Here is a 17002-nt window from a genome sequence, read left to right on the forward strand (position 1 = left end):
TTTTGTTTGTTGTTTTATCTGTGTCTCCTTTTTTCTCGTTTAGGGGGGCATGGTTTTTTGGATGCCAGTTTGTTTGGTGTTCTGGTTTGTTGATCGGATTTTTCTGATTGCGAATTCACCTGACCTGTTGGGTTGGGTTGTTTTTGTTTGGAGAGTTTGATTCTGGCTCAGGACGAACGCTGGCGGCGTGCTTAACACATGCAAGTCGAACGGAAAGGCCCTTCGGGGTACTCGAGTGGCGAACGGGTGAGTAACACGTGGGTGATCTGCCCTGCACTTTGGGATAAGCCTGGGAAACTGGGTCTAATACCGAATACACCTCATTGACTGCATGGTTGGTGGGGAAAGCTTTGCGGTGTGGGATGGGCCCGCGGCCTATCAGCTTGTTGGTGAGGTTACGGCTCACCAAGGCGACGACGGGTAGCCGGCCTGAGAGGGTGACCGGCCACACTGGGACTGAGATACGGCCCAGACTCCTACGGGAGGCAGCAGTGGGGAATATTGCACAATGGGCGCAAGCCTGATGCAGCGACGCCGCGTGGGGGATGACGGCCTTCGGGTTGTAAACTCCTTTCAGCACAGACGAAGCGCAAGTGACGGTATGTGCAGAAGAAGGACCGGCCAACTACGTGCCAGCAGCCGCGGTAATACGTAGGGTCCGAGCGTTGTCCGGAATTACTGGGCGTAAAGAGCTCGTAGGTGGTTTGTCGCGTTGTTCGTGAAAACTCACAGCTTAACTGTGGGCGTGCGGGCGATACGGGCAGACTTGAGTACTGCAGGGGAGACTGGAATTCCTGGTGTAGCGGTGGAATGCGCAGATATCAGGAGGAACACCGGTGGCGAAGGCGGGTCTCTGGGCAGTAACTGACGCTGAGGAGCGAAAGCGTGGGGAGCGAACAGGATTAGATACCCTGGTAGTCCACGCCGTAAACGGTGGGTACTAGGTGTGGGTTTCCTTCCTTGGGATCCGTGCCGTAGCTAACGCATTAAGTACCCCGCCTGGGGAGTACGGCCGCAAGGCTAAAACTCAAAGAAATTGACGGGGGCCCGCACAAGCGGCGGAGCATGTGGATTAATTCGATGCAACGCGAAGAACCTTACCTGGGTTTGACATGCACAGGACGCTGGTAGAGATATCAGTTCCCTTGTGGCCTGTGTGCAGGTGGTGCATGGCTGTCGTCAGCTCGTGTCGTGAGATGTTGGGTTAAGTCCCGCAACGAGCGCAACCCCTATCTTATGTTGCCAGCGCGTCATGGCGGGGACTCGTAAGAGACTGCCGGGGTCAACTCGGAGGAAGGTGGGGATGACGTCAAGTCATCATGCCCCTTATGTCCAGGGCTTCACACATGCTACAATGGCCGGTACAGAGGGCTGCGAATCCGTAAGGTGGAGCGAATCCCTTCAAAGCCGGTCTCAGTTCGGATCGGGGTCTGCAACTCGACCCCGTGAAGTCGGAGTCGCTAGTAATCGCAGATCAGCAACGCTGCGGTGAATACGTTCCCGGGCCTTGTACACACCGCCCGTCACGTCATGAAAGTCGGTAACACCCGAAGCCGGTGGCCTAACCCCTCGTGGGAGGGAGCCGTCGAAGGTGGGATCGGCGATTGGGACGAAGTCGTAACAAGGTAGCCGTACCGGAAGGTGCGGCTGGATCACCTCCTTTCTAAGGAGCACCACGAGACTCGGCCCCGCCCACATCGTGTGGGGGTTCGGTGCGCCGGGCGATTCGTTGGATGGCCCCCAAGACTCGACATTCCGTTGGGTCGTGCCTGTAGTGGGTGGGGGTCTGGTGCACATGGCAAGCAGTGCGGGTACCGGTAGGAGAAGATGCCGGCCCGCGAATCACCAACACACTATTGGGCTTTGAGACAACAAGCCCGCGGCGCGTGTACGCCACCCCGAATGTAAGACCGTTCCCTGTGTGGGGATGGTCGGGGGTGGGGTCGGGGCGCCGGCTCGCACGAGAGTGTGGGTGGTTTGGTTGTTGCCCCAGGTTTTGGTGGTGGGGTGTGGTGTTTGATTCGTGGATAGTGGTTGCGAGCATCAAGCTGGCATGCGTCGTGGGTTCCGTTCCCGTCATGGGGGTGGCGCCTGCACTGAGTGTGTCGGTTTGTTGTGGTGTGATTTTTTCTTTGTTTATGGTTTTGTGCTTTGTAAGTGTTTAAGGGCGCATGGTGGATGCCTTGGCATCAGAGGCCGATGAAGGACGTGGGAGGCTGCGATATGCCTCGGGAGCTGCCAACCGAGCGTTGATCCGAGGGTGTCCGAATGGGGAAACCCAGCACGAGTGATGTCGTGTTACCCGTATCTGAATACATAGGGTGCGGGAGGTAACGCGGGAAGTGAAACATCTCAGTACCCGTAGGAAGAGAAAACAACAGTGATTCCGTGAGTAGTGGCGAGCGAAAGCGGAGGATGGCTAAACCGCATGCATGTGATACCGGGTAGGGGTTGTGTGCGGGGTTGTGGGACCCATGTTTCCAGTTCTATCCGACTGGAGGGCAGTGAGAAAATGTCGTGGTTAGCGGAAGTGGCTTGGGATGGCCTGCCGTAGACGGTGAGAGCCCGGTACGTGAAAACCCGATGTCTGCCTTGTGTGGTGTTCCCGAGTAGCAGCGGGCCCGTGGAATCTGCTGTGAATCTGCCGGGACCACCCGGTAAGCCTGAATACCTTCTGATGACCGATAGCGGATTAGTACCGTGAGGGAATGGTGAAAAGTACCCCGGGAGGGGAGTGAAATAGTACCTGAAACCGTGCGCCTACAAGCCGTCAGAGCCTTCGATTCGTCGTGGGGTGATGGCGTGCCTTTTGAAGAATGAGCCTGCGAGTCAGGGACATGTCGCGAGGTTAACCCGTGTGGGGTAGCCGCAGCGAAAGCGAGTCTGAATAGGGCGTATCCGCACAAGAGTGTGTGGTGTAGTGGCGTGTTCTGGACCCGAAGCGGAGTGATCTACCCATGGCCAGGGTGAAGCAGCAGTAAGATGTTGTGGAGGCCCGAACCCACTTAGGTTGAAGACTGAGGGATGAGTTGTGGGTAGGGTGAAAGGCCAATCAAACTCCGTGATAGCTGGTTCTCCCCGAAATGCATTTAGGTGCAGCGTTGCATGGTCCTTACTGGAGGTAGAGCTACTGGATGGCGGATGGGCCTCACAAGGTTACTGATGTCAGCCAAACTCCGAATGCCGGTAAGTCAACAGTGCGGCAGTGAGACGGCGGGGGATAAGCTCCGTGCGTCGAGAGGGAAACAGCCCAGATCGCCGGCTAAGGCCCCTAAGCGTGTGCTAAGTGGAAAAGGATGTGCAGTCGCGAAGACAACCAGGAGGTTGGCTTAGAAGCAGCCACCCTTGAAAGAGTGCGTAATAGCTCACTGGTCAAGTGATTGTGCGCCGATAATGTAGCGGGGCTCAAGCACACCGCCGAAGCCGCGGCATCCGCAAGGATGGGTAGGGGAGCGTCCTGCACGCCGATGAAGCAGCCTAGTGATGGAGCTGTGGAGGGTGTGGGAGTGAGAATGCAGGCATGAGTAGCGATAAGGCAAGTGAGAACCTTGCCCGCCGAAAGACCAAGGGTTCCTGGGCCAGGCCAGTCCTCCCAGGGTGAGTCGGGACCTAAGGCGAGGCCGACAGGCGTAGTCGATGGACAACGGGTTGATATTCCCGTACCCGTGTATGCGCGCCCGTGATGAATCAGCGGTACTAACCGCCCAAAACCACGATCACCGATCACCTTCGGGTGTGAGGGTTCGTGGGGCTGCGCGGGACCTTCGCTGGTAGTAGTCAAGCGATGGGGTGACGCAGGAAGGTAGCCGTACCAGTCAGTGGTAATACTGGGGCAAGCCCGTAGGACGACATCTAGGCAAATCCGGATGTCACACAAGTCCGAGAGGTGATGCATAGCCGATTGAGGCGAATTCGGTGATCCTATGCTGCCAAGAAAAGCCTCTAGCGAGTGCAGACACGGCCCGTACCCCAAACCAACACAGGTGGTCAGGTAGAGAATACCAAGGCGTACGAGTGAACTATGGTTAAGGAACTCGGCAAAATACCTCCGTAACTTCGGGAGAAGGAGGACCCTTACTGTCATGGCCCTCGCGGCCGGCAGCGGTGGGGGGTGGCACAAACCAGTGAGAAGCGACTGTTTACTAAAAACACAGGTCCGTGCGAAGTCGCAAGACGATGTATACGGACTGACGCCTGCCCGGTGCTGGAAGGTTAAGAGGACCGGTTAATGCCCTTCGGGGTGTGAAGCTGAGAATTTAAGCCCCAGTAAACGGCGGTGGTAACTATAACCATCCTAAGGTAGCGAAATTCCTTGTCGGGTAAGTTCCGACCTGCACGAATGGCGTAACGACTTCTCAACTGTCTCAACCATAGACTCGGCGAAATTGCACTACGAGTAAAGATGCTCGTTACGCGCGGCAGGACGAAAAGACCCCGGGACCTTCACTACAACTTGGTATTGGCGCTCGGTACGGTTTGTGTAGGATAGGTGGGAGACTGTGAAACCCGCACGCCAGTGTGGGTGGAGTCATCGTTGAAATACCACTCTGATCGTATTGGGCTTCTAACCTCGAACCGTATATCCGGTTCAGGAACAGTGCCTGGTGGGTAGTTTAACTGGGGCGGTTGCCTCCAAAAAAGTAACGGAGGCGCCCAAAGGTTCCCTCAACCTGGACGGCAATCAGGTGTTGAGTGTAAGTGCACAAGGGAGCTTGACTGCGAGACGTACATGTCGAGCAGGGACGAAAGTCGGGACTAGTGATCCGGCACCCCGAGTGGAAGGGTGTCGCTCAACGGATAAAAGGTACCCCGGGATAACAGGCTGATCTTCCCCAAGAGTCCATATCGACGGGATGGTTTGGCACCTCGATGTCGGCTCGTCGCATCCTGGGGCTGGAGCAGGTCCCAAGGGTTGGGCTGTTCGCCCATTAAAGCGGCACGCGAGCTGGGTTTAGAACGTCGTGAGACAGTTCGGTCTCTATCCGCCGCGCGCGTCAGAAGCTTGAGGAAACCTGTCCCTAGTACGAGAGGACCGGGACGGACGAACCTCTGGTCTACCAGTTGTCCCACCAGGGGCACCGCTGGATAGCTACGTTCGGACAGGATAACCGCTGAAAGCATCTAAGCGGGAAACCCCCTCCAAGACCAGGCTTCTCACCCATTAAGTGGGATAAGGCCCCCCGCAGACCACGGGATTGATAGACCAGACCTAGAAGCCCAGCAATGGGTGCAGGGAACTGGCACTAACCGGCCGAAAACTTACACACACAACCACCCCCCTCGGGGGTTCAAAGGAAACGTGTAAGTCACACCACAACACGCGTACGCAACCACGCATCCACACGAGGATCAGACAGACCACACCCCACCACCAAATAACACCAATACGGGGCTGAAAATAAAATAGAGTTACGGCGGTAATAGCGGCAGGGAAACGCCCGGACCCATCCCGAACCCGGAAGCTAAGCCTACCAGCGCCGATGATACTACCCCTACGGGTGGAAAAGTAGGACACCGCCGAACACACATTAGGAATCACCCCCCACTTAACTGTGGGGGGTGATTCTCTTTATTGGGTTGTCGACCATTTAATCGTCGAATTGAATTTGTTCGTCTTCGCTCGTTTCGCAGTGAGGCCGTATTCTTCTCGAGACGACGTGTCGAACCAGAGAGGCGCAACGTGGCCGAGGACAGGCAGGGCGGCGGCGACCGCCGATCGCAGCGACCGTCGAACGGTGGTGGTCCACGTCGGCCGGCACGCTCCGGCCAGGGCGCACCCCGGTCGTCGGGTCCCGACCGTGCTCGCCGTACCCAACCACGCGACGACCAGGACTTCGAACGCTCCGGGCCGCCGATCCCGCCCGACATCGAGGCCAAGCAGCTCGCGCCGGACGTGCGCAGTGAACTCCTGACACTCGACAAGTCGACCGCCGACTTCGTCGCCCGGCACCTCGTCGCCGCGGGCGACCTGCTCGAGGACGACCCGGAAGCCGCCCTCGCGCACGCGCAGGCGGCACGGACCCGCGCGGGGCGCATCGCCGCCGTTCGGGAAGCGGTCGGCATCGCCGCCTACCACTACGGCGACTGGTCACAGGCCCTCGCCGAATTGCGTGCCGCCAGGAGAATGGGCAGCAAGTCCGCTCTGCTTCCATTGATCGCCGACTGCGAGCGCGGGGTCGGTCGGCCGGAGAAGGCCATCGAACTCGGCCGCAGCCCGGAGGCCGCGGAACTCACCGGTGACGACGCCGACGAACTCCGCATCGTCCTCGCAGGCGCGAGGTCCGATCTCGGTCAGCACGAACAGGCGCTGGCCGCTCTGTCGAGTCCGCCGCTCGATCGGACCCGCACCGGTCTGACGGCGGCGCGTCTGTTCTACGTATACGCCGAGACGCTCTTGGCGCTCGACAGGACCTCGGATGCGTTGCAGTGGTTCATGAATGCGGCGGCCGCCGACCTCGAGGGTCAGACTGACGCCGAAGAGCGCATCACGGAACTGTCCTGACGTGAGCACGCTCGCGCAGGATCACGACTGTCTGCTCCTCGACCTCGACGGCACCGTGTTCCGAGGCAGTCAGGCCACCGAGGGGTCCGTGGAGACGCTCGCGTCGATCACCGCACGCACCCTCTACGTCACGAACAACGCCTCGCGGGCGCCCGAGGGCGTCGCCGAGCACCTCAGGGAGCTCGGCTTCGCCGCGACCGCCGACGACGTGGTGACCAGCGCGCAGAGCGCCGCCCGTCTGCTCGCCGACCAGCTCGACCCCGGCGCCAAGGTGCTCGTCGTCGGCACCGACTCGCTCGCCGCCGAGGTCTCGAACGTCGGCCTGGAGCCGGTCCGGACGTTCGACGAGGGGCCCGTCGCGGTCGTCCAGGGTCACTCGCCCGACACGGGTTGGGCGATCCTCGCCGAGGCGGCACTCGCCATCCGGTCCGGAGCCCTCTGGGTCGCGGCGAACGTCGACCGCACACTGCCCTCGGAGCGAGGCCTGTTGCCCGGCAACGGATCCATGGTCGCCGCGCTCCGCACCGCCACCGACAGTGATCCGCAGGTGGCGGGCAAGCCGGCGCCCGCGCTGCTCGACGACGCGCGGGCTCGCGGCGAGTTCAGGACGCCGCTGGTGGTGGGCGACCGGCTGGACACCGACATCGCGGGTGCGACAGCCGCCGACCTGCCGAGCCTGCTCGTCCTCACCGGCGTGAGTACCGCCGCCGACATGGTGCACGCGATCCCCGCCGAGCGCCCGGACTACGTCGGCCCGGATCTGCGCTCGCTGTATGACGATGCGGACGCCCTGCGCGTCGCACCGCATCCCGCCTGGCGGGTCGACGTGTCCGGAGACGCGGTCACCGTGCACTCCACCGGCGAGGACGTCGGCGACCCGTTGACCGTGGTGCGGGCCACCGCGCACGCGCTCTGGGCGGCCGGGCTCGACTCGGCTCGCATCACCGTCGACGCCGGCGACGCCGCTGCACACGACGCCCTCGAACGCTGGTCGCTGCTCCGGTCCGCCGATCGGCTAGCGTGAGAATCGAGATGACCATCGAGCCCGACCAGATCCGCCACGAGATCGAGGCACTGCTCGCGGACATGCCTGCGCCGCACGCTCCCGACGCCGACGTCGACGTCATAGCCGCGCGACTCGAGCAGGCCAACGACCTGCTCGTCAGGGCGCTGGAATCGGTCGAGCACGGCCAGGCGGGCGGGGGCGCCGCGGCGTCGACGCACCGCGGGTGACCCGGCGTGACGCGGCGTGCCCGGGTTGATGCCGAGTTGGTCAGGCGCGGTCTCGCGCGGTCTCGGCAGCAGGCGGCCGAGTTGATCGGCGCGGGCCGGGTGCGGATCGACGGGATGCCCGCCGCGAAACCCGCGACCGCGGTGTCCCTCGACGCTCGGCTGACTGTCGCGGCGGACGAACGCACGTGGGTGTCGCGCGGTGCGCACAAGCTGATCGGTGCGCTCGACGCCTTCGGGGTCGACGTGAGCGGCCGGCGCTGTCTCGACGCCGGCGCGTCGACCGGCGGGTTCACGGAAGTGCTGCTCGATCGCGGAGTCGCGCTGGTCGTGGCCGCCGACGTCGGGTACGGCCAGCTCGCGTGGTCCCTGCGTTCGGATGACCGGGTGCAGGTCCTGGAGCGCACCAACGTGCGTTCCCTGACACCCGAGGCCATCGGCGGACTCGTCGACCTCGTCGTCGCTGACCTGTCGTTCATCTCGCTGGCTACGGTTCTGCCCGCGCTGACCGCGTGCGCGTCCCCGGACGCCGATATCGTTCCCATGGTGAAACCACAGTTCGAGGTCGGTAGGGATCGCGTCGGCGCCGGCGGCGTCGTCAGCGATCCGGAACTGCGCGCCGATGCCGTCACGTCCGTGGCGTTGCGTGCGGCCGACCTGGGCTGGCCGGCGGTCGACGTGACGGCCAGCCCTCTTCCCGGACCGTCGGGCAACGTCGAGTACTTCCTCCGGTTGCGAACCCGCACGCCGGAGTCCTTGGATGGCGTCGCACTCGACGACGCCGTCCGTCGCGCCGTCGTGGAGGGCCCACAGTGACCAGCGAACGATGCGTGCTCCTGGTGGTACACACCGGCCGTGATGACGTCTTCGACACCACGAGACGCGTCGAGAAGGTGCTCGGCGACAACGGCATCGCGCTGCGGGTGCTGGCCGCCGAGTCCGTGGACCGCAGCTCGGCGCAGTCGACGCCCGACGGAGTCCGGGCGCTCGGAGTCGAGATCGAGGTCGTCGACGCCGATGAACGCGCCGCGGAGGGCTGCGAGCTGGTGCTCGTCCTCGGCGGCGACGGCACGTTCCTGCGCGCCGCCGAACTCGCCCGCAACGTCGAGATCCCGGTCCTCGGAGTCAATCTCGGCAAGGTCGGCTTCCTCGCCGAAGCCGAGGCCGAGGCCATCGACTCCGTGCTGGACCACGTGGTGAAGCGCGACTACAGCGTCGAGGAGCGCATGACGCTCGACGTGGCCGTCCGGGTCAACGGGCAGATCGTGCACCGCGGGTGGGCGCTCAACGAGGCCAGCCTGGAGAAGGGGCCCCGGCTCGGGGTGCTCGGGGTGGTGCTCGAGGTCGACGGGCGCCCGGTCTCCGAGTTCGGCTGCGACGGCGTGCTGGTCTCCACGCCCACCGGGTCGACCGCGTACGCGTTCTCCGCCGGCGGCCCGATCCTGTGGCCGGACATCGAGTCGATCCTGGTGGTGCCCAACAATGCGCACGCGCTGTTCGCCCGTCCGATGGTGACGAGCCCCAACGCGGCGATCGCCATCGAGACCGAAGCGGGCGGTTACGACGCAATGGTGTTCTGCGACGGGCGCCGCGAGATGGTCGTGCCGCCGGGTGGACGCCTCGAGGTCCGGCGCTGCGGGACGCCCTTGAAGTGGGTGCGGCTCGACAGTGCGCCCTTCACCGACCGGCTGGTCCGCAAGTTCCGGTTGCCGACCACGGGCTGGCGCGGTCAGTAGTGCTCTCCGAGATCAGGATCGAGTCGCTCGGCGCGATCATCTCCGCGACCGCCGAGTTCGACCGCGGATTGACGGTTCTCACGGGGGAGACCGGCACCGGCAAGACGATGGTCGTCACGGGCCTGCACCTGCTCGGCGGCGCCCGCGCCGACGCCACCCGGGTGCGTTCCGGGAGCGAACGCGCCGTCGTCGAGGGCCGTTTCACCACCGATGACGTGGGTGCCCGCGTCGCAGCCCGCATCGACGAGGTACTCGACTCGTCGGGTGCAGAGCGCGACGACGACGGCAGCGTCATCGCGGCGCGGTCGGTGAGCCGCGACGGACCGTCGCGGGCATACCTGGGTGGTCGCAGCGTGCCCGCGAAGTCGCTGGGCACGTTCACCACCGAACTGCTGGCGCTGCACGGGCAGAACGATCAGCTGAGGCTGATGCGGCCCGACGAGCAGCTCGGCGCGCTGGACCGGTTCGTCGACGTGGAGGCGGCGCTGGCGCGCTACCGGCAGGCGCGGTCAGAGTGGCTGACCGCGCGTCGCGATCTCGCTGACCGCAGGCAACGGGCCCGGGAACTCGCGCAGGAGGCCGACCGTCTGCAGTTCGGCCTGGACGAGATCGACTCCATTGCACCGCAACCGGGCGAGGACGACGGTCTGGTGGCCGACATCCGGCGACTGTCCGAACTCGACGCACTGCGCGAGGCCGCGTCCGTGGCGCGTGCCGCCCTGTCGGGATCGCTGGACGAGCCGACCTCGGACGGCTCGTCGGCGGCCGACGGCGTGGGTCGGGCGCAGGCCGCGCTCGGCGGCACCGACGACGATGCGCTGCGCGGCCTGGCCGGCCGGCTGACCGAGGCGATGGCCGTGATCGGCGACGTGTCGACCGAACTCGGTGACTTCCTGGCCGAATTGCCCAGCGATGCAAGCACGTTGGAGACCAAGCTGAGTCGCCAGGCCGAGCTGCGCACACTCACCCGCAAGTACGCCGCCGACATCTCGGGCGTGCTGGCGTGGGCCGAGGATGCGCGCGGCAGGCTGGCCCAGCTCGACGTGTCGGAGGAGGCGCTCGCCGCGCTCGCCGCGCGGGTCACCGAACTCGAGTCGGCGGTGGTGACCTCCGCAGCCGTCATCACGAAGGCGCGGACCAAGGCGGCGAAGTCCCTGGCGAAGGCCGTCACCGCCGAACTCGCCGGCCTCGCGATGGCAGGCGCCGGCTTCGCGATCACCGTGACGCCGCTTCCCGCGCGCACCGATGACTCCGCACCGCTGACACTGCCCACCGGGGAGACGGTGCACGCCGGTCACGACGGCGTCGACGCCGTGGAATTCGGCTTCACCCCGCACACGGGGTCCGACGTCCTGCCGCTGGCCAAGAGCGCGTCCGGCGGCGAACTCTCGCGGGTGATGCTCGCCCTGGAAGTCGTGCTCGCCGCGTCGGCCGAGGGCACCACGATGGTCTTCGACGAGGTCGACGCCGGCGTTGGTGGGCGGGCCGCCGTGCAGATCGGACGCCGGCTGGCCCGGTTGGCCAGGACGCACCAGGTGATCGTCGTGACCCACCTCCCGCAGGTGGCCGCCTACGCCGACGCCCACCTCATCGTCGACAGCGCCCGCGGGCGCGGCAAGTCCAGCGAGGTGCGGCGCCTCGACGACGACGATCGCGTCGCCGAACTCGCCCGGATGCTGGCCGGGCTCGGCGAGTCCGACAGTGGTCGCGCGCATGCTCGGGAACTCCTCGAGGCGGCGCGCCAGGAGTCGCATCAGGACGCCTGAGCGCCCACGCCGTCATCGAACTGCGCCTCAAGCGTGTTGCAGATGTGACTGAATGCAACTCCTGAGGCTGGTGTTACGGCGCGCCTCCACCTGTAGTTGAGGGTTGGCCGACAGAATCGCCGCATGAAGATGTCAGCGCTGCTCTCCCGCAACACCGGCACGCGCCCCGGTGTCACAGGTACCGCCCGCGTCGACCGCGACATCGACCGTCTCCTGCGTCGCGTCGGTCCCGGCGACATCGTGGTGATGGACGCCCTCGACCTCGACCGCATCACCGCCGACGCCCTCGTCGAGGCCCAGGTGGCCGCCGTGGTGAACGCCTCCCCGTCGATCTCGGGGCGCTACCCCAACCTCGGCCCCGAGGTCCTGGTCGCCAACGGCGTCACGCTGATCGACGAGACCGGCCCCGAGGTCTTTAAGAAGATCAAGGACGGCGCGCGCGTCCGGCTGCACAACGGCGGCGTCTACTCCGGTGACCGTCGCCTTGCGCTCGGTCACGAACGCACCGACCTGGAGATCCACGACCTGATGGTCGAGGCGAAGACCGGCCTGGTGGCGCACCTCGAGGCCTTCGCGGGCAACACCATCGAGTTCATCCGCAGTGAGAGCCCCCTGCTCATCGACGGCATGGGCATCCCGGACATCGACGTCGACGTCAGCCGCAGGCACGTCGTCGTGGTTGCCGAGGGCGCCTGCGCCGCCGACGATCTCAAGGCGCTCAAGCCCTTCATCAAGGAATATCAGCCGGTCCTCGTCGGCGTCGGCATCGGCGCCGACGTGCTGCGCAAGGCCGGCTACCGGCCCGCACTCATCGTCGGAGACCCGGACGTCATGAGCGTCGAGGTGCTTCGCTCGGGTGCCCAGGTCGTGCTGCCGGCGGACGCCGACGGACACGCGAAGGGGCTCGAACGCATCCAGGACCTCGGCGTGGGTGCCATGACCTTCCCGGCGGCCGGTTCCGCGGCGGACCTCGCCCTGCTGCTGTGCGACCACCACGGCGCGTCGCTCATCGTGACCGCGGGGCACAGCGCCAGCATCGAGGAGTTCTTCGATCGCACACGGCAGCACAGCAATCCGTCGACGTTCCTCACCCGGTTGAAGGTGGGCGAGAAGTTGGTCGATGCGAAGGCCGTCGCCACCCTGTACCGCAGCCGCATCTCCGGTGGCGCCATCGCGCTGCTGGTGCTCGCGATGCTGACCGCCGTCATCGTCGCGCTGTGGGTGTCGCGCGCGGACGCGGCCGTGCTGCAGTGGGTCTCGGTCTACTGGGATCAGTTCTCGCTCTGGGTCCAGGGCTTCGTGACCTAGCAGTGCCCCGATGAGCCGCCCGCGCGACGAGACCAAACCAGGAGTTGCCCGGTGATATCCCTACGTTCGCATGCGATCTCGCTCGCGGCGGTGTTCCTGGCGTTGGCCATCGGCGTGATGCTCGGTTCCGGTCTGCTCTCGAACACGTTGCTGTCCGGTCTGCGCGACGACAAGCACGAGATGCAGAACGAGATCAACGATCTGACCGACGAGAAGAACGGGCTCAACGAGAGACTCGGTGCGGCAGGGGAGTTCGATGCGCAGATGTCGCCGCGGATCCTGCGTGACGCGTTCAAGGACAAGTCCGTCGTCGTGTTCCGCACGCCCGATGCCGCCGACGACGACGTCGACGCGCTGACCCGCTACGTCGGCGTATCGGGTGGGACGGTGACGGGCACCGTCGCGCTGACACAGGAGTTCGTCGACGCCAACTCGGCGGAGAAGCTGCTGTCGGTGGTGAACTCGCCGATCGTCCCCGCGGGCCGACAGCTCAGCACCACGCTCGTCGACCAGGGTTCCCAGGCGGGCGACCTCCTGGGGATCTCGCTGCTGCGCGGCAAGGGCCCCGCCGGCGCCGCCGTGGACGACGCCCAGCGCGACACGGTCCTCGCGACCCTGCGCGACACCGGTTTCCTCACCTACGGCGATCAGCGGATCGGCGCTGCCGACACCGCTCTGATCGTTACCGGTGCGGGCCTCGCCGACGACGCCGGGAACCAGGGCGCCACCGTCGCCAGGCTGGCGGCCGCGATGGCGCCGCACGGCACCGGGACCGTCGTCGCCGGCCGCAGCGGATCGGCGACGGGCACGTCGGCCGTGGCCGTGGTCCGCTCCGACCCCGCGTTGAGCAGTCAGGTCGCCACCGTGGACGACGTCGACGCCCAGGCCGGTCGCCTGACCGCGGTCCTGGCGCTTGGGGATCTCTCGGGGGGCGGCGCGACGGGGCAGTACGGGACCGGTCAGGGCGCCACCGCGGTCACGGTCGCCCAGTAGCGAACCGGCGCGTCAGCCGCGCGCTGTCGGCGTCGGTGTTAGGGTGAGATTCCGTGGGTCGGCAGGCCCCGAGCTGGACTTCCAGCGTAGAAACCAAGACCTGCCCAGTTGCCACGGAGGTAGGCCTTGCCAGCGCTACGCAAGCACCCACACACCGCGACCAAGCACCTCTTCGTCAGTGGTGGAGTCGCATCGTCACTCGGCAAGGGGCTCACCGCCAGCAGCCTCGGCCAGCTGCTGACCGCGCGCGGTCTGCAGGTGACGATGCAGAAGCTCGACCCGTACCTCAACGTCGACCCAGGAACGATGAACCCGTTCCAGCACGGTGAGGTGTTCGTCACCGAGGACGGTGCGGAGACCGACCTCGACGTCGGCCACTACGAGCGCTTCCTCGACCGGAACCTGTCGGGGTCGGCGAATGTGACCACCGGGCAGGTGTATTCGACGGTCATCGCCAAGGAACGTCGCGGCGAGTACCTCGGCGACACGGTGCAGGTCATCCCGCACATCACCGACGAGATCAAGCGCCGCATCCTGTGGATGTCCGAGCCCGACGACGAGGGCAACCGTCCCGACGTCGTGATCACCGAGATCGGCGGCACCGTCGGCGACATCGAGTCCCTGCCGTTCCTCGAGGCCGCGCGCCAGGTCCGCCACGAGGTCGGTCGCGACAACTGCTTCTTCCTGCACGTGTCGCTGGTGCCCTACCTCGCGCCGTCGGGCGAACTGAAGACCAAACCCACCCAGCACTCGGTGGCTGCGTTGCGCAGCATCGGCATCTCGCCCGATGCGCTCATCCTGCGCTGTGACCGCGACGTCCCCGAACCGCTCAAGAACAAGATCGCCCTGATGTGCGACGTCGACGTCGACGGCGTCATCTCCACGCCGGACGCGCCGTCGATCTACGACATCCCGAAGGTGCTGCACCGCGAGGAGCTGGACGCCTACGTCGTGCGCCGGCTGAACCTGCCGTTCCGCGACGTCGACTGGACGCAATGGAACGACCTGCTGCAGCGGGTGCACGAGCCGAACGAGACCGTGCGAATCGCGCTGGTGGGCAAGTACATCGATCTGTCGGACGCCTACCTGTCGGTGGCGGAGGCGCTGCGGGCGGGCGGCTTCTGGCACCACGCCAAGGTGGAGATCCACTGGGTGGCGTCCGACGACTGCGAGACCGACGTCAGCGCGGCCGCCGCGCTGAACGACGTGCACGGCGTGCTGATCCCTGGGGGCTTCGGCATCCGCGGCATCGAGGGCAAGATCGGTGCGATCTCCTTCGCGCGACGGCAGGGCGTGCCCGTACTCGGGCTGTGTCTGGGCCTGCAGTGCATCGTGATCGAGGCGGCCCGTTCGGTGGGTCTGTCGGGGGCCAGTTCGGCGGAGTTCGACCCGGACACACCCGACCCCGTCATCGCGACGATGGCCGATCAGGAACACATCGTCGCCGGTGAGGCCGACCTGGGCGGCACCATGCGCCTCGGCGCCTACCCCGCGGTGCTCGAGCCCGACTCCATCGTCGCGAGGGCCTACCAGTCCACCGACGTCTCCGAGAGGCACCGGCACCGCTACGAGGTCAACAACGCCTACCGGGACCGAATCGCCGAGAGCGGTCTGCGCTTCTCGGGTACCTCGCCGGACGGGCACCTCGTCGAGTTCGTCGAGTACGACGCCGAGGTCCACCCGTTCGTCGTCGGCACCCAGGCGCACCCCGAGCTCAAGAGTCGACCCACCCGGCCGCACCCCCTGTTCTCGGCGTTCGTAGGGGCCGCGCTCGACTACAAGGCGGCCGAACGGCTTCCGATGGAGTTCGACGAGCAGCGGTCCAACGGCGCCGAGCGCGTCGAGGAGCACGCGACCCGTGGCTGACCACGACTTCGAGACCGTCGCCAGCGAGACGCTGTACGTCGGGAAGATCTTCGCGTTGCGCGCCGACGAGGTGCGGATGCCCGGTGGCGGCACCGCCCGGCGGGAGATCGTCGAGCACTTCGGGGCCGTCGGCATCGTCGCACTCGACGACGACCGCAACGTGGTGATGGTGCTGCAGTACCGGCACGCCGTCGGCCGGCGGTTGTGGGAACTCCCGGCGGGCCTGCTCGACATGGGCGACGAACCGCCGCACCTCACCGCGGCCCGCGAACTCCAGGAGGAGGCGGGACTGGCGGCCGACACCTGGCACGTCCTGTCCGACGTCGTCTCGGCGCCGGGGTTCAGCGACGAGAGCGTACGGCTGTACCTGGCGACCGGCCTCTCCGAGGTGGGCCGTCCCGAGGCCCACGACGAGGAAGCGGACCTGACGATCACGCGGATCCCGCTGGCCGAGGCGGTCGACATGGTGCTGGCGGGGGAGATCATCAACTCGCTCGCCGTGGCGGGCATCCTGGCGGCCTCGGTCGCCACCGACGTCACGGCGCTGCGCGGCGTCGACGCGCCGTGGCCCGACCGCTCGACGGCGTTCCGGGCCCGCCGGTCGTGACGGCCGTCGCGCCCGTTCTGGACGACCAGCTGCAGGGTTACCTCGACCACCTCACCATCGAGCGTGGCGTGGCGGCCAACACGCTGAGCTCCTACCGGCGCGATCTGCGGCGCTACGCCGCCCACCTGTGTTCGCGTGGCATCCGCGACCTGCGCGACATCTCCGAGACCGACGTCAGCGACTTCCTCGTCGCGCTGCGCACGGGCGATCCGGACGCCGGCGCGTCCCCCCTGTCGGCGGTGTCGGCGGCCCGTGCGCTGATCGCCGTGCGCGGACTGCACAGGTTCGCGGCGGCCGAGGGACTCACCGACGTCGACGTCGCCCGCGCCGTCAAGCCGCCCACGCCTGGGCGACGCCTCCCCAAGAGCCTGACCGTCGACGAGGTACTCGCGCTGCTCGACGGAGCGGGTGGTGACGGCGAGGCCGACGGTCCGCTCGCCCTGCGCAACCGTGCGCTGCTCGAGGTGCTGTACTCGACCGGCGCGAGGATCTCGGAGGCCGTGGGCCTCGACGTGGACGACGTGGACGTGCACTCCCGGTCGGTGCTGCTGCGGGGCAAGGGAGGCAAGCAGCGGCTCGTGCCGATCGGCAGGCCCGCGGTGAGCGCGCTCGACGCCTACTTCGTCCGGGGTCGACCGGACCTGGCGCGCCGCGGCAAGGGCACGCCGGCGATCTTCCTGAACGCGCGCGGCGGCCGGTTGTCGCGGCAGAGCGCCTGGCAGGTGCTGCAGGACTCGGCGCAGCGGGCGGGCATCTCCGCGGCGGTGTCGCCGCACACGCTCCGGCACTCCTTCGCCACGCATCTGCTCGAAGGGGGGGCCGACGTCCGCGTGGTCCAGGAACTGCTCGGCCACGCGTCGGTCACCACGACGCAGATCTACACGCTGGTCACCGTCAGCGCGCTGCGCGAGGTGTGGGCCGGCGCGCATCCCCGCGCACGGTAGGCGCGGTTCCCCGCGGGTCTGGCATTCCGGGCGCGTCGTCGCCATTAGAC

At 66.0% G+C, this 17002-nt stretch carries 11 protein-coding genes and 3 rRNA genes; all 14 read left to right on the forward strand.

All coding sequences use genetic code 11. The features are described 5' to 3' along the window. The first annotated feature begins 144 nt into the window (after window positions 1-144). The 14 genes from G6N64_RS19875 (at window position 145) to xerD (ending at window position 16952) form a co-directional block, all read left to right on the forward strand. Window positions 145-1663, forward strand: a 16S ribosomal RNA gene (locus tag G6N64_RS19875). 488 nt (window positions 1664-2151) lie between these two features. Continuing rightward, window positions 2152-5267, forward strand: a 23S ribosomal RNA gene (locus tag G6N64_RS19880). Between the two features lie 143 nt (window positions 5268-5410). Next, window positions 5411-5523, forward strand: a 5S ribosomal RNA gene (gene rrf / locus G6N64_RS19885). The 16S, 23S and 5S rRNA genes sit together here, the layout of an rRNA operon. Window positions 5524-5680: 157 nt before the next feature. Next, complete coding sequence (locus G6N64_RS19890) at window positions 5681-6502, forward strand: proline-rich domain-containing protein (protein ID WP_163799039.1); 822 nt, start codon at window positions 5681-5683, stop codon at window positions 6500-6502. Between the two features lies 1 nt (window position 6503). Beyond that, window positions 6504-7526 (forward strand): HAD-IIA family hydrolase, encoded by a 1023-nt coding sequence (locus G6N64_RS19895; RefSeq protein WP_163799041.1) that lies wholly within the window; start codon window positions 6504-6506, stop codon window positions 7524-7526. 8 nt (window positions 7527-7534) lie between these two features. Next, window positions 7535-7735 (forward strand): hypothetical protein, encoded by a 201-nt coding sequence (locus tag G6N64_RS19900; protein WP_163799043.1) that lies wholly within the window; start codon window positions 7535-7537, stop codon window positions 7733-7735. Window positions 7736-7741: 6 nt separating this feature from the next. After that, the gene (locus G6N64_RS19905; RefSeq protein ID WP_163799046.1) at window positions 7742-8548 is read left to right on the forward strand and encodes a TlyA family RNA methyltransferase; all 807 of its coding nucleotides are present in this window, start codon (window positions 7742-7744) and stop codon (window positions 8546-8548) included. Next, a complete protein-coding gene (locus G6N64_RS19910) occupies window positions 8545-9468 on the forward strand; it encodes an NAD kinase (protein ID WP_163799048.1) in 924 nt (307 codons plus the stop codon). The genes G6N64_RS19905 and G6N64_RS19910 overlap by 4 nt, the downstream gene beginning before the upstream one ends. After that, the gene (gene recN, locus G6N64_RS19915) at window positions 9468-11234 is read left to right on the forward strand and encodes a DNA repair protein RecN (protein ID WP_163799050.1); all 1767 of its coding nucleotides are present in this window, start codon (window positions 9468-9470) and stop codon (window positions 11232-11234) included. Before G6N64_RS19910 ends, recN begins: the two co-directional genes overlap by 1 nt. A gap of 123 nt (window positions 11235-11357) precedes the next feature. Continuing rightward, window positions 11358-12542, forward strand: a complete 1185-nt coding sequence (gene steA, locus G6N64_RS19920; RefSeq protein WP_163799052.1) for a putative cytokinetic ring protein SteA — start codon at window positions 11358-11360, stop codon at window positions 12540-12542. A 51-nt stretch (window positions 12543-12593) separates the two neighbouring features. Then, window positions 12594-13535, forward strand: coding sequence for a copper transporter (locus G6N64_RS19925; RefSeq protein WP_163799054.1), 942 nt, complete (start codon window positions 12594-12596; stop codon window positions 13533-13535). 126 nt (window positions 13536-13661) lie between these two features. Next, window positions 13662-15401 (forward strand): CTP synthase, encoded by a 1740-nt coding sequence (gene pyrG, locus G6N64_RS19930; RefSeq protein WP_163799056.1) that lies wholly within the window; start codon window positions 13662-13664, stop codon window positions 15399-15401. Further along, entirely contained in the window at window positions 15394-16008 is a 615-nt protein-coding gene (locus tag G6N64_RS19935; RefSeq protein WP_163799059.1) for an NUDIX domain-containing protein, read from the forward strand. The genes pyrG and G6N64_RS19935 overlap by 8 nt, the downstream gene beginning before the upstream one ends. 17 nt (window positions 16009-16025) lie before the next feature. Next, window positions 16026-16952: a site-specific tyrosine recombinase XerD gene (gene xerD, locus G6N64_RS19940; RefSeq protein ID WP_163801960.1), complete on the forward strand. Its 927-nt coding sequence runs from the start codon at window positions 16026-16028 to the stop codon at window positions 16950-16952. Window positions 16953-17002: the final 50 nt, after the last annotated feature.

This window comes from Mycolicibacterium sediminis (assembly GCF_010731735.1).
GTDB lineage: Bacteria > Actinomycetota > Actinomycetes > Mycobacteriales > Mycobacteriaceae > Mycobacterium > Mycobacterium sediminis.